The organism is Rathayibacter sp. AY1D2 (genome assembly GCF_002932695.1).
Classification (GTDB): Bacteria; Actinomycetota; Actinomycetes; order Actinomycetales; family Microbacteriaceae; genus Rathayibacter.
The window spans coordinates 16,578-29,464 of record NZ_PSVX01000046.1 but is presented as its reverse complement, the minus strand read 5'-3'; the positions used below and the strand labels follow the sequence as shown (position 1 = coordinate 29,464).

The window sequence follows — 12,887 nt, the reverse complement described above, 5'->3', positions numbered from 1 at the left end:
GCGTTCTTCAGGTCGAGGGTCGACTCGATGTACTGGCCCTGGAGCTTGCCGACCTTGTAGTTGTCGAAGGTCGCGCAGTAGTCGACGTCCGCACACCACTCCCCCCCAACGAAGTGAGGCCCTGTTGGCCAGTCCCATCCTCATCATGCGCGACATCGTCAAGGAGTTCGGCGGCGGCGTCCGCGCCCTCGACGGCGTCTCGCTCTCGGTCCAGCCCGGCGAGGTCCGCGCCATCTGCGGCGAGAACGGCGCCGGCAAGTCGACCCTGATGAAAGTCCTCTCCGGCGTGTACCCGTACGGCAGCTTCGAGGGCACCATCGAGTTCGAGGGCGAGGAGGCGCAGTACCGGTCGATCAACGACAGCGAGGCCGACGGCATCGTGATCATCCACCAGGAGCTCGCCCTCAGCCCCTACCTCTCCATCGCCGAGAACATCTTCCTCGGCAACGAGAAGTCGACCCGCGGCGTCATCAACTGGAACGCGACCAACGCGGAGGCGGCCAAGCTGCTCGCCCGCGTCGGCCTCGCCGAGAGCCCCGCGACCAAGATCCTCGAGCTGGGCGTCGGCAAGCAGCAGCTCGTCGAGATCGCCAAGGCCCTCGCCAAGGAGGTGAAGCTCCTCATCCTGGACGAGCCCACCGCCGCCCTCAACGACGAGGACAGCGACCACCTGCTCGGCCTGATCGACCAGCTCCGCAAGCAGGGCATCACCTGCATCATCATCAGCCACAAGCTGAAGGAGATCCGCGCCATCGCGGACACCGTCACGATCATCCGCGACGGCCGCACCATCGAGAGCTTCCCGATGGCCGGCGAGGAGGCGTCCGAGAGCCGGATCATCCGCGCGATGGTCGGCCGCGACCTCAACAGCATGTTCCCGCCGCGCGACCCGCAGATCGGCGAGGAGAAGCTGCGCGTCGAGAACTGGACGGTCCACCACCCCGTCGACATCAACCGCGTGGTCGTCGACGACGCCTCCTTCACCGTCCGCGCCGGCGAGATCGTCGGCTTCGCGGGCCTGATGGGCGCCGGACGCACCGAGCTCGCGATGAGCATCTTCGGGAGGAGCTACGGCACCGGCATCTCCGGCCGCGTCTACAAGGACGGCGAGGAGATCCAGACCCGCACCGTCGACGAGGCGATCCGCAACGGCCTCGCCTATGCGACCGAGGACCGCAAGCGCTACGGGCTCAACCTCATCGGCGACATCACCGTCAACGTCTCGGCCGCCGCGCTCTCGCGGCTGGCCCGGCTCGGCGTGATCGACAAGCACCGCGAGTACAAGGTCGCCGACTCGTACCGATCGAAGATGAACATCAAGGCGCCGACCGTCTCGGCCGTCACGGGGAAGCTCTCCGGCGGCAACCAGCAGAAGGTCGTCCTCTCGAAGTGGATCTTCTCCGGTCCCGACGTGCTGATCCTCGACGAGCCCACCCGCGGCATCGACGTGGGAGCCAAGTACGAGATCTACGGGATCATCAACGAGCTCGCGGCCCAGGGCAAGGCGGTCGTCGTCATCTCGTCCGAGCTGCCCGAGCTGATCGGCCTCGCCGACCGCATCTACACCATCTCCGAGGGACGGATCACGGGCGAGATCGATCGCGCCGACGCCACCCAGGAGCACCTCATGCACTACATGACCGCCGGAAAGGAACAGGCCCGATGAGCGCCACGACCACCACAGCGCCGGCGGACACGCCCGCCAACACGCCCTCCACCCCGCCCAAGCGCTCGCGCCGGCTGAACATCAACCTCCGGCAGTACGGCATCCTCGCCGCGCTGGCCATCATCATCCTGCTCTTCCAGGTGCTGACCGGCGGGCGCCTGCTCCTGCCCGGCAACGTCAACAACCTGATCCAGCAGAACGCCTACGTGCTGATCCTCGCGATCGGCATGGTGATGGTCATCATCGCCGGCCACATCGACCTCTCGGTCGGCTCGGTCGTGGCGATGGTCGGCGCCATCTCGGCGATCGCGATGAACAACTGGGGCCTGCCCTGGTGGGCGGCCGTCGTCGTCGCCCTCGTCACCGGCGCCGCCGTCGGAGCATGGCAGGGCTTCTGGGTCGCCTTCGTCGGCATACCGGCGTTCATCGTGACCCTCGCGGGCATGCTGATCTTCCGCGGCTTCACCCTCGTCCTCCTCACCGGCGGGACGATCAACGGCCTCCCCACCGAGTTCACCGCGATCGGCGCCGGCTGGCTGCCGGGCGTCCTCGGCGGCATCGCCGGCCGCGACGCGCTCACCCTGGTCCTCGGCCTGATCGTCTGCGTCGTCCTCGTGGCTCAGCAGCTCCGCAGCCGCGCGACCCTCCGCCGCCTCGAGCTGCCCCGCGAGCCCATCGGCTCGCTGGTGGCGAAGTCGGCCATCGCCGTCATCGCGATCATGGCCCTCTCCTGGCTGCTCGCCGGCTACAGCGGAACCCCGATCATCCTGATCGTGCTCGCCGTGCTGATCCTCGCCTACAGCTTCGTGCTCGGCCGGACGGTCTTCGGCCGCCACATCTACGCGATGGGCGGCAACCTGTTCGCCGCGATGATGTCCGGCGTCAAGACGAAGTGGGTCAACTTCTTCATCTTCGTCAACATGGGCGCACTGGCCGGAGTCGCGGGCATCGTCAGCACCGCCCGCGCCGGCGGTGCGGTCGCCTCGGCCGGACAGAACTACGAGCTGGACGCGATCGCCGCGGTCTTCATCGGCGGCGCCGCCGTCCAGGGAGGCGTGGGCACCGTCGTCGGAGCCGTCATCGGCGGACTCGTGATGGGCGTGCTCAACATGGGCCTGTCCATCCTCTCGGTCGACGCGGCCTGGCAGATGGCGATCAAGGGCTTCGTGCTCCTGCTCGCGGTGGCGTTCGACATCTTCAACAAGCGCCGCGCCGGCGGCCGCTAGGCGAACGCCGGGCGCCGCCCAGCGGCGCTCCTCGTCCTTCTCTTCTACAGTTCTCGGGCGCGGCTTCTCCTCGGGGGAGCCGCGCCCGAGTGCATCCGAGACCCGTCGGGGTCCAGCGACAGGCAGGCGATCATGGCAGGAGCAGTCGGAGCCTCCAGCAACGCGCTGCTGCGCCGCACGAACCTCGCGAGCCTCGCGACCCTGGTGCACCGCTCCGGTCCCACCAGCCGCGCCGAGCTCGGCCGCCTCACCGGGCTGAACCGCTCCGCCGTCGCGAACCTCGTCGGCGAGCTGAGCGAGCTCGGCTGGGTGGCGGAGGAGACCACCGCGCCCGACGGCCGCATCGGCCGCCCCAGCGCCACCGTCGTCCCCGGCGACCGGTTCGCGGCCGTGGGCGTCCACCTCGACACCGACGCGATCATCGTCGGCCTGGTCGGGCTGCACGGCGAGCTGCTGCGCCGCGTCCGCTTCGACACCCCCAAGCCCGCGAGCCCGGCCACGGTGGTCCGCGTCGTCACCGGGATCGTCGAGGGCTTCCGCTCCGAGCGGGAGTCGCTCCGCACGCTGGTCGGCGCGGGCGTCGCCGTCCCCGGCCTCGTCCAGGCCGACTCCGGCTTCGTCCACCGCGCCCCGCACCTGGGCTGGCGCGACGTCGACCTCGCCACCCAGCTGAGCCGCGCCCTCGACCTCCCGGTCGCCGTCGGCAACGACGCGACCCTCGGCGCCATCGGCGAGTCCCTCTTCGGAGCCGCGCACGGCGTGGCCGACGTCGTCTACGTCACCGGCGGCGCGGGCGGCATCGGCGGAGGAGTCATCATCGGCGGCGTCCCGCTCCAGGGCTCCTCGGGGTTCGCGGCCGAGCTGGGCCACACCCTCGTCGCCACGAACGGCCGCCTCTGCGGCTGCGGCCGGCGCGGCTGCCTCGAGGCCGAGGTCCGGATGCGCTCCCTCCTCGACGTCCTCGGCGCCCGCGTCCTCGACCAGGACGAGCTCGACATCGCCCTGGGCACCTCCCGCGACCCCGCCGTCCTCGGCGAGGTCGCCCGCCAGGTCGACCTACTCTCGGAGGGCCTGTCCACCTACATCAACCTCTTCAACCCCACCGCGGTCGTGCTGGGCGGCTTCCTCGGCTCGCTGCTCACCGTCGACCGCGAGCGCCTCGCCGCCCGCGTCTCCGCCCGGGCCCTGAGCGACCTCGCGCGCGGCGTGCGGATCGAGCGGGCCGCCCTGCGCTCGAGGCTGGAACTCGTCGGCGCCGCGGAGCTACCCTGGCGGCGGGCGCTGGCGGATCCCGCCGCCGTCACCGGGGGCGCGCAGCCGCCGGGTGGGAGCAGCAGCCGCGAGGACGCCCTGGGCGCCCGCGCCTGACCCCGGCCTTCGAGTGCCGGCACCGCGTCGAGGAGGACGAGCATGGCCGACTGGAACGACACGATCATCGAGGAGTTCCGCGCGAACGGCGGGACCGTGACCACGAGCGGCTTCGGGAGGAGCCTCGTGCTGGTGCACCACCGCGGCGCCCGCTCCGGTGAGGAGCGCGTGACTCCCCTGATGGCGCTGCACCCCTCCGACGACGTCTGGCTGCTCGCCGCGTCCGCCGCCGGTGCGCCGAAGCACCCCGCCTGGTTCCACAACACGATCGCCCACCCGGACCTGGCGATCGAGACCCCCGACGACGGCACCGTCGACGTCCGGGCGCGCGTCCTCGCCGGGGAGGAGCGCGACGCCGGCTGGGCCCGCTTCACCACCGCCTCCGCCGGCTTCCTCGACTACGAGAAGCGCACCACCCGCATCATCCCGGTCGTGGAGCTCACCCGCCGCTGACCGCGAGCCGTCAGCGCAGCAGCACGGGCACCGTGTCCGGCGTGCTCCAGCTCAGCGCGATCCGCTCGCGGAAGCCGCCGCTGCGCAGCTCCGCCTCGAGCGCGTCGATCACCACGGGGAGCAGCGCGCGCCGCTCGATCAGCAGGTCGAGCACGAGCCGGTCGCCGGCCGTCAGCAGCACCGGGCCCGATCCGGGCAGCACCGCGATCCACTGGCACTCCCCCACCTGCACGCTCCGGTGCCGGCGGAGGCGTCGGAGCAGCTCGGGCAGCGCCTGCGTATCGAGGGCGGACACGTCGGCACGGAGGGCGATCACCCCGCGAGCGTGCCCGCGCCGGACGACCTCGCGCCGACCTCCCGGTGAACACCGCCCCTCCGCGGGACGCCGTACGAGAGAACGACACGACAGGAGCCCGCCCCGGAGCGCACCGCACCCGGGAACGGGAGAAGCCCCCGACCGGACATCCGATCGGGGGCTTCTCTCCGGTTCCCTCGAACCCGGTTCTCTCGAACTCCGGTTCTCATGAACTCTGGTGCGCGAGGGGGGAGTTGAACCCCCACGCCCTTTCGGGCACACGGACCTGAACCGTGCGCGTCTGCCTATTCCGCCACTCGCGCTCACCAGCGGCACCGAAGCGCCGACGAGAAATCGTAGCATCCCCCGGCCTCCGAGCCGAACCGGCACCCGCCGCCCCGGGCCGGAGCTCCCCCGGGAGCCGCCACCGGGCCGCCCCGGTGAGAGCGCGCACACGGCACTCCGGCCGCGAAACCACTGCGGAGGATCGCGCATCCAGACCATCCCAGTAACATGCCCGTAGCCGTGCGCGGCGCAGACCAAGAAGAGGAAGCGGCGACGGGCGCGCAGACATCTCGATCCGTGCGCGACCGCCGAGAAGGCGAAGAACCGGAAGATCGGAAGACTGTGGGCATACTGGACAACTTCGAGAAGGGACTCGAGCGCGTCGTCAACGGCGCGTTCGCGCGGACCTTCAAGTCGGGTCTGCAGCCGGTCGAGCTCGCCTCCGCCCTCCGCCGGGAGCTCGACACCACCGCCGCCGTGGTCAGCCGCGACCGCATCCTCGTCCCCAACAGCCTCGTCCTGCGGATGTCCGCGACCGACCTCGACCGGATGCAGCGTCTCGGCGCCACGCTGATCGACGAGCTCACCACCGTGGCCACCGAGCACGCCACCAAGCAGGGCTTCCGCTTCCCCGGCCCGATCGACATCTCCCTCGCCGTCGATCCGGCGCTCAGCGACGGCATGGTCGAGGTCGACTCCCGCAGCGTGAAGGGCACCGTCGCCTACACGCCCGTCCTCGACATCGACGGCCGGCGCCACCCGATCACGAAGGCGCGCACCGTCATCGGCCGCGGCAGCGACGCCGACATCACCGTCGACGACTCGGGCACCTCCCGCAAGCACGTCGAGATCCTCTGGGACGGCTCCCGCGCCCAGGTGCACGACCTCGGGTCCACGAACGGCTCCAAGCTCGACGGCCGGCCCGTCACGCAGGCGCCCCTGGCCCCCGAGCAGACCATCACGATCGGGCGCACCTCGATCGTCTACCGCGTCGTGCAGGGCTCCGCGCCCGCACGCACCGACCGCCCGTCGTCCGGCAGGGCAGCCGGACGCGGCTCCGAGGGATTCTGGGACGACCGGCTATGAGCGAGCTCACTCTCTTCCTCCTGCGCATCGCGTTCCTCGCGCTGCTGTGGTTCTTCGTGTTCGGCATCGTCTACGCGCTGCGCTCCGACCTGTTCGGGCAGCGCGTGCGCAAGCTGCCGCCCGGCGCGCAGGCCGCGTCCCCCGAGGCCCCGTTCGTGACGGCAGCCCAGCCCGTGGTCGCCGCGGCCGCCCCGGCTCCCGCGCCCGCGCAGCCCGCCTCCCCGTCGGCCCCCTCGGCCCGGAGGAGCCGCGAGGCCGCCGCCGAGCGCGCCGAGCAGGGAGGTGCCGCCACAGTCCACACGGCGCAGCGCCTCGTGATCACCTCGGGCCCCAAGCGGGGCACCGAGCTCGAGCTGACCGGCGACCCGCTGACGATCGGCCGCTCCGCGGAGTCGACGCTGGTCATCCGCGACGACTACACCTCGACCCACCACGCGCGCCTTCTCCTCTGGAACGACGAGTGGATGATCCAGGACCTCGACTCCACCAACGGCACCTTCCTCGACGGCCGCCGTGTCGGCGCGCCCACCAAGGTGCCGCTGGACACGCCCGTGAAGGTCGGCACCACCACCTTCGAACTGCGGCGGTCGTAGCGCGTGGCCCCCACTCCGGAGAGCGGCTCCGGCCACGGCGCGGTGCGCGAGAGCGCCGCCGTCTCGCACGTCGGCAGGATCCGCTCCAACAACCAGGACTCCGGCTACGCGGGCCGGCAGCTCTTCGTCGTCGCCGACGGCATGGGCGGTCACGCGGGCGGCGACGTCGCCTCCTCCATCGCGATCAAGCGCATCGCGGAGGCCGACCGCGTCTACGCCTCCACCTACGAGGCCGAGGACGAGCTCAAGCGCACCCTGCTGGCGGCCAACACCCTGCTGGCCGACGCCGTCGTCGACCACCCCGAGCTCACCGGCATGGGCACCACCGTCAGCGCGATCGCCCGCGTCGGCGAGTCGGTGGCGATCGCGCACATCGGCGACTCCCGCATCTACGTCCTCCGCGACGGCCGGCTCGAGCAGGTCACGACCGACCACACTTTCGTGCAGCGCCTCGTCGACTCCGGCCGCATCACGGAGGAGGAGGCGATGACGCATCCGCGCCGCTCCGTCCTGATGCGGGTCCTCGGCGATGTGCACACCAACCCCGAGATCGACACGCTCACGCTCGAGACCGAGCCGCACGACCGCTGGCTGATCTGCTCCGACGGCCTCTCCGGCGTCGTCCCGCACGACGAGATCCTCAAGGAGCTCAGCCGCGACGAGACCGCGCAGCAGGTGGCCGACCGCCTGATCCGCGACAGCCTCTCGCACGGCGCCCCGGACAACGTCACCGTCGTCGTCCTCGACATCCCCGGGGCGGGCGACACCGCGCGCATCCTCGCCCCCGTGGAGGAGCCGGTGGTCGTCGGATCCGCCGCCGCACCCACGCCCTTCAGCACCGACGACTCGCAGAACCGCGTCCGGATCCCCGGCCTCCGCCTGCACACCCGGGCTCCCGCCGCGCAGGGCCCCACCCACTTCGAGCCCGCGTCCGAGGACTACCTCGACGAGCTGATCGAGGAGGACCGCCGCCGGCACCTGCGCCGCCGCATCACCTGGCTCGTCGGCCTGTCCCTCGTACTCATCATCGGATTCCTCGGGATCCTCTTCGCCTACGACTGGACGCAGTCCCGCTTCTACGTCGGCACCGACGGGGACACCGTGATCATCTACCAGGGCATCCAGCAGTCGGTCGGCCCGCTCTCGCTCTCGGAGGTGAAGGAGGACACGGGAATCCCGCTCGACTCCCTCCGCGCCTACGACGTCGAGCAGCTGGAGCAGACGATCAGCGCCGACTCCTACGCCGGCGCGGTCGACATCGTCGAGCGCCTCACGGACGCGAACGGAGCACCATGACGGACGCCGCCACGGCCACCGCCCGCCCCGCCCCCGAGCGGCAGGGCTTCTTCCGCCAGAAGCTGCGCAATCTCGAGCTCCTGCTCCTGATCGGCGCGTGCCTCATCGATGCCGGCGCGATCGTGCTCGTGCAGCTCGGCGCCCTCGGCTCGATCGACACCACGCTGGTCTCGCTGGGCGCCGGCCTCTCGGCGCTCGTGCTCGCCGTGCACGTCGTGCTGCGCTTCGCGGCCCCGGCGGCCGACCCCTTCCTCCTCCCGATCGCCACCGTGCTGAACGGCCTGGGCGTCGCCGAGATCTACCGGATCGACATCGCCGACGGCGCGACCGGCTGGGAGTCGGTGGCGGTGCGGCAGATCTTCTGGAGCGCCCTGGCCGTCGTGGCGGCGATCGTGGTGCTGCTGGTCATCCGCAACCACCGCGTGCTGTTCCGCTACACCTACGTCGCCGGGTTCGCGGCGATCGTGCTGCTCCTGCTGCCGCTCCTGCCCTTCATCGGCCGTGAGGTCAGCGGCGCGCGCGTCTGGATCGGGATCGGCGACGTGGCGAGCTTCCAGCCCGGCGAGATCGCCAAGATCGCCCTCGCGGTCTTCTTCGCCGGCTACCTCGTGCGCAACCGCGACTCTCTCTCGATGGTGGGCCGCACCGTCCTCGGGATGCGCTTCCCGCGCCTGCGCGACCTCGGCCCGATCCTGGTGGTCTGGGCGGTCACGATGGGCGTCATCGTCTTCCAGCGCGACCTGGGGACGGCGCTGCTCTACTTCGGCCTGTTCCTGGTCATGCTCTACGTCGCGACCGGCCGCACCAGCTGGGTCCTCATCGGCGTCGGCCTGTTCCTCGGCGGCGCGCTGCTGGCGAGCCAGACGCTCGACTACGTGGGCAACCGCTTCGCCAACTGGCTCGAGCCCTTCAGCGCCGAGCGCTACGGGGCGGATCCGGGCGGCAGCTACCAGCTCGTGCAGGGCCTCTTCGGCCTCGCGCACGGCGGACTGCTCGGCACGGGCCTCGGCCAGGGGATGCCGGATCTCACGCCGGTCCCGCAGTCCGACTACATCATCGCCAGCCTCGGCGAGGAGCTGGGCCTCGCCGGGCTCTTCGCGATCTTCGGGCTCTACCTCCTGCTGGTCTCGCGCGGGTTCCGCATCGGCTTCGCCGGGCAGGACGACTTCGGGCGCCTCCTGGGAGTCGGCCTCTCGTTCGTGATCGCCCTGCAGTGCTTCATCGTCATCGGAGGCGTCACCCGCGTCATCCCGCTGACCGGCCTGACCACGCCGTTCCTCGCCGCCGGCGGCTCCTCCCTCGTGGCGAACTGGATGATCGTGGCGGTGCTGCTGCGCCTGTCCGACACAGTCCGCAGTCAGCCTCGTCTGGTGGTGTGATCCGTCGATGAACCGAGAACTCAAACGGGTGAGCCTCGTCGTGCTGACGATGTTCGTGGCCCTCTTCCTCTCCACCACCACCATCCAGGTGATCCAGGCCGACTCCCTCGACGAGGACGGCCGCAACACGCGGACCCTCTACGAGAGCTTCTCGACCGAGCGCGGCGCGATCCTCGCCGGCGGTCAGCCGATCGCCTCCTCGACGCCGTCGGACGACCTCTACAAGTTCCAGCGGCAGTACGCGAACGGCCCGCTCTACTCCGCCGTGACCGGCTACTTCACCCTGAACCAGGGCACCACCGGCATCGAGCGCACGCTCAACGACTACCTCTCGGGCACCTCGAACTCGCAGTTCTTCGACGAGATCAACAACCTCGTCACGGGCCAGGACCCGAAGGGCGCGTCGGTCGAGCTCTCGATCGACCCGGTCGCCCAGCAGGCCGCCTTCGACGCGCTCGGCGACTACACGGGGGCCGTCGTCGTGACGGAGCCGGCCACCGGCCGCATCCTCGCGATGGTCTCGAAGCCCACCTTCGATCCCACCGCGCTGGCCTCCCACGACACCGACGACGTCCTCGCCGCCTACCGGGCGCTGAACGACGACTCCTCCGAGCCCCTCGTGAACCGGGCGATCGGCGGCTCGCTCAATCCGCCCGGCTCCGTCTTCAAGCTCGTCGTGGCCTCGGCCGCCCTCGAGTCCGGCCGCTTCACGGCCGACTCGAGCTTCCCCAACGTCGAGTCGTACACGCTGCCCGGCTCCTCGTCGCAGGTGATCAACTCCGGAGGCGGTCTCTGCGGCTCCGGAGAGACGGTCACGCTGGCCACCGCCGTCTCGCTCTCCTGCAACGTCCCGATGGCCGAGATGGGCGTGCAGCTGGGAGCGGACGCGATCCGCTCCCAGGCCGAGAAGTTCGGCTTCGACACCGAGCTCGAGATCCCGATGTCGGTCGAGGCGAGCACCTACCCGACGAAGACGGACGACGCCCAGACGGCCCTCACCGCCTTCGGGCAGTACGAGGTGCGCGCGACGCCGCTGCAGATCGCCATGGTCTCCGCGGCGATCGCGAACGGCGGCGAGGTGATGCAGCCGAACCTGGTCGACTCGATCCGCTCGCAGGACCTCAGCGTGCTGCAGCAGTTCCAGGAGAAGTCGCTCGGCCGGGCGGTGAGCACGCAGACCGCGGACGCCGTCGAGGCGATGATGGTCGCCAGCGTCCAGGGCGGCGCGGCGACGAATGCAACAATAGGGGGCGTCACTGTGGCCGGTAAGACCGGCACCGCCGAGAACGGCGGGGACGACCCGTACACCCTCTGGTTCACCGGCTTCGCGCCTGCGGACGACCCGCAGTACGCCATCACCGTGCTCGTGGAGAACGGTGGAGGGCTCGGCCAGACCGGGTACGGCAACCTGATCGCCGCACCCATCGGACAACAGGTACTAGAGGCGGTGCTGAACAAATGAGACCCACGACAGGCCTCACCTTCGGGGGACGCTACGAGCTGCAGTCCCGGATCGCCATCGGCGGCATGGGAGAGGTGTGGCAGGCGACCGATCTCGTCATCGGCCGCACCATCGCGATCAAGATCCTGAAGGACGAGTACCTCGGCGACCCCGGCTTCCTCGAGCGCTTCCGCGCCGAGGCCCGCCACGCGGCGCTGGTCAACCACGAGGGCATCGCCAACGTCTACGACTACGGCGAGGAGGACGGCTCGGCCTACCTGGTCATGGAGCTCGTCCCCGGCGAGGCGCTCTCGACCGTCCTCGAGCGCGAGCGCGTCCTCTCGACCGACAAGGTCCTCGACATCGTCGCGCAGACCGCGCTCGCCCTGCACGCCGCGCACGCCGCGGGCCTCGTGCACCGCGATGTGAAGCCGGGCAACCTGCTCATCACGCCGGACGGCCGCGTCAAGATCACCGACTTCGGCATCGCGCGCATCGCCGACCAGGTCCCGCTGACGGCGACCGGGCAGGTCATGGGCACGGTCCAGTACCTGTCCCCGGAGCAGGCGAGCGGCCAGCCCGCCTCCCCCGCCACCGACATCTACTCGCTGGGCATCGTCGCCTACGAGTGCCTGGCCGGGCGCCGCCCCTTCACGGGCGAGTCGCAGGTCGCCATCGCGATGGCGCAGATCAACGACACCCCGCCGGAGCTGCCGGTCACGGTCGCGGAGCCGGTGCGCAATCTCGTCTACTCCTGCATCGCCAAGAAGCCGGCCGACCGCCCCGCCACCGCCGCGCACCTCGCGCGGGCGGCCCAGGCGCTGCGCTCGGGCGACGTGCGCGGAGCGGCGCTGGCCGTCCCCGCGGTCCTCAGCGACCTGCCCGCGACGCAGGCGACCACGGTCCTCCCCTCCAACCAGGGCGCGACGCAGGCGACCACGGTGCTCCCCTCCGGCGCGCCCGCGGCCGCGGCCGCCGCTCCGTTCGTGCCGATCGAGGAGCCGCTCGAGGCCTCCGAGGAGCCGCGCAGGCGCAGCCCCTGGACCTGGCCGCTGATCGCCCTCATCGTGATCCTCGCCGTCGTCATCGCGGGCACGATCTTCGCCCTGACGACCGGCGGGAGCAGCGACCCGGCCGCCTCCCCCACCGCGACGACCAGCACGGCCCCGTCGCCGACGCCGTCCGAGACTCCGAGTCCCACGCCGACGCCGACCTCGAACACGGTCGTCATCGACAAGGCCGACTACGTCGGGCGCTCCTTCGACGACGTCGAGACCGAGCTCGAGGCCCTGGGCATGGGCGTCCGCCGCGCGGACGGCCCGAGCGCCCCCACCGCCGAGCAGGTCGGACTCGTCGAGGACGTGAACCCCACCGCGAACGTGGTGAAGGGCACGACCATCGAGGTCTCCGTCTTCACCGAGGTCGCGACCCCGGACGCACCGACCGCCGTGCCGACCGTCACCCCCGCCGCCTCCAGCGTCGAGGCGGGCGCGACGTTCAACGTCACCTGGAGCAACTACAACCAGTGCCCGAGCGGAACCTCCGTGAGCGGTTACCGGGTGACCGCGACCGGTGAGGGCGCGAGCGTGACGAGCACCAACCCGTCGAACTCGACGACCGCGACGATCCAGGCCGGCACCACGGCGGGCACGATCGACGTCACGTACACCGTGCTCTGCGGCGAGTCGGAGTCGGCGGCCTCGCCCACCCTCTCCGTCACCGTCGAGGAGCCGGCTCCGACCCCGGCGCCGACCCCCACCTCGAAGGCCACCTCGACGCCCACCCCCTCCGAGTAGCGG

The 12,887-nt window shown here is 71.1% G+C and carries 11 protein-coding genes and 1 tRNA gene; 10 read left to right on the top strand and 2 right to left on the bottom strand.

The window, feature by feature from the left end; genetic code table 11:
- Positions 1-145: 145 nt before the first annotated feature.
- The 4 genes from mmsA (at position 146) to C5D04_RS12635 (ending at position 4,713) form a co-directional block, all read left to right on the top strand.
- The gene (gene mmsA / locus C5D04_RS12650; protein ID WP_104347784.1) at positions 146-1,666 is read left to right on the top strand and encodes a multiple monosaccharide ABC transporter ATP-binding protein; all 1,521 of its coding nucleotides are present in this window, start codon (positions 146-148) and stop codon (positions 1,664-1,666) included.
- On the top strand, positions 1,663-2,892 hold the full coding sequence (mmsB, locus tag C5D04_RS12645; RefSeq protein ID WP_104222654.1) for a multiple monosaccharide ABC transporter permease: 1,230 nt from the start codon (positions 1,663-1,665) through the stop codon (positions 2,890-2,892). The genes mmsA and mmsB overlap by 4 nt, the downstream gene beginning before the upstream one ends.
- A 132-nt stretch (positions 2,893-3,024) precedes the next feature.
- On the top strand, positions 3,025-4,260 hold the full coding sequence (locus C5D04_RS12640) for an ROK family transcriptional regulator (RefSeq protein ID WP_104222655.1): 1,236 nt from the start codon (positions 3,025-3,027) through the stop codon (positions 4,258-4,260).
- A gap of 42 nt (positions 4,261-4,302) precedes the next feature.
- Entirely contained in the window at positions 4,303-4,713 is a 411-nt protein-coding gene (locus tag C5D04_RS12635; protein ID WP_104347783.1) for a nitroreductase/quinone reductase family protein, read from the top strand.
- A gap of 10 nt (positions 4,714-4,723) precedes the next feature.
- Here the strand turns inward: C5D04_RS12635 and C5D04_RS12630 are convergent, their stop codons facing one another.
- A complete protein-coding gene (locus C5D04_RS12630; protein WP_104250258.1) occupies positions 4,724-5,029 on the bottom strand; it encodes a hypothetical protein in 306 nt (101 codons plus the stop codon).
- 215 nt (positions 5,030-5,244) lie between these two features.
- Positions 5,245-5,331: transfer RNA gene (locus C5D04_RS12625), tRNA-Leu, on the bottom strand.
- Positions 5,332-5,635: 304 nt separating this feature from the next.
- On the opposite strand from C5D04_RS12625, the gene C5D04_RS12620 reads away from it, so the two are divergent.
- Genes C5D04_RS12620 through C5D04_RS12595 form a run of 6 tightly spaced genes read left to right on the top strand, consistent with a single transcriptional unit; the run spans position 5,636 to position 12,884 of the window.
- Positions 5,636-6,379, top strand: coding sequence for a DUF3662 and FHA domain-containing protein (locus tag C5D04_RS12620; protein ID WP_104222658.1), 744 nt, complete (start codon positions 5,636-5,638; stop codon positions 6,377-6,379).
- Positions 6,376-6,972, top strand: a complete 597-nt coding sequence (locus C5D04_RS12615; protein ID WP_104225776.1) for an FHA domain-containing protein — start codon at positions 6,376-6,378, stop codon at positions 6,970-6,972. The genes C5D04_RS12620 and C5D04_RS12615 overlap by 4 nt, the downstream gene beginning before the upstream one ends.
- A 3-nt stretch (positions 6,973-6,975) precedes the next feature.
- Positions 6,976-8,268 carry a Stp1/IreP family PP2C-type Ser/Thr phosphatase gene (locus tag C5D04_RS12610; RefSeq protein ID WP_244229533.1) on the top strand — a complete coding sequence of 431 codons (1,293 nt, stop codon included), beginning with the start codon at positions 6,976-6,978 and terminating at the stop codon, positions 8,266-8,268.
- Complete coding sequence (locus C5D04_RS12605; protein WP_104225777.1) at positions 8,265-9,647, top strand: FtsW/RodA/SpoVE family cell cycle protein; 1,383 nt, start codon at positions 8,265-8,267, stop codon at positions 9,645-9,647. Before C5D04_RS12610 ends, C5D04_RS12605 begins: the two co-directional genes overlap by 4 nt.
- Positions 9,648-9,654: 7 nt before the next feature.
- Positions 9,655-11,109: a penicillin-binding protein 2 gene (locus C5D04_RS12600; RefSeq protein WP_104225778.1), complete on the top strand. Its 1,455-nt coding sequence runs from the start codon at positions 9,655-9,657 to the stop codon at positions 11,107-11,109.
- Positions 11,106-12,884: a protein kinase gene (locus tag C5D04_RS12595; RefSeq protein ID WP_104273226.1), complete on the top strand. Its 1,779-nt coding sequence runs from the start codon at positions 11,106-11,108 to the stop codon at positions 12,882-12,884. Before C5D04_RS12600 ends, C5D04_RS12595 begins: the two co-directional genes overlap by 4 nt.
- Positions 12,885-12,887: the final 3 nt, after the last annotated feature.

Excerpts from the sequence above, each read along its gene's own strand:
- mmsA (WP_104347784.1), top strand. The coding sequence starts at position 146 with ATGCGCGACATCGTCAAGGAGTTCGGCGGCGGCGTCCGCGCCCTCGAC.
- mmsB (WP_104222654.1), top strand. The coding sequence starts at position 1,663 with ATGAGCGCCACGACCACCACAGCGCCGGCGGACACGCCCGCCAACACG.
- C5D04_RS12640 (WP_104222655.1), top strand. The coding sequence starts at position 3,025 with ATGGCAGGAGCAGTCGGAGCCTCCAGCAACGCGCTGCTGCGCCGCACG.
- C5D04_RS12635 (WP_104347783.1), top strand. The coding sequence starts at position 4,303 with ATGGCCGACTGGAACGACACGATCATCGAGGAGTTCCGCGCGAACGGC.
- C5D04_RS12615 (WP_104225776.1), top strand. The coding sequence starts at position 6,376 with ATGAGCGAGCTCACTCTCTTCCTCCTGCGCATCGCGTTCCTCGCGCTG.
- C5D04_RS12605 (WP_104225777.1), top strand. The coding sequence starts at position 8,265 with ATGACGGACGCCGCCACGGCCACCGCCCGCCCCGCCCCCGAGCGGCAG.
- C5D04_RS12600 (WP_104225778.1), top strand. The coding sequence starts at position 9,655 with ATGAACCGAGAACTCAAACGGGTGAGCCTCGTCGTGCTGACGATGTTC.
- C5D04_RS12595 (WP_104273226.1), top strand. The coding sequence starts at position 11,106 with ATGAGACCCACGACAGGCCTCACCTTCGGGGGACGCTACGAGCTGCAG.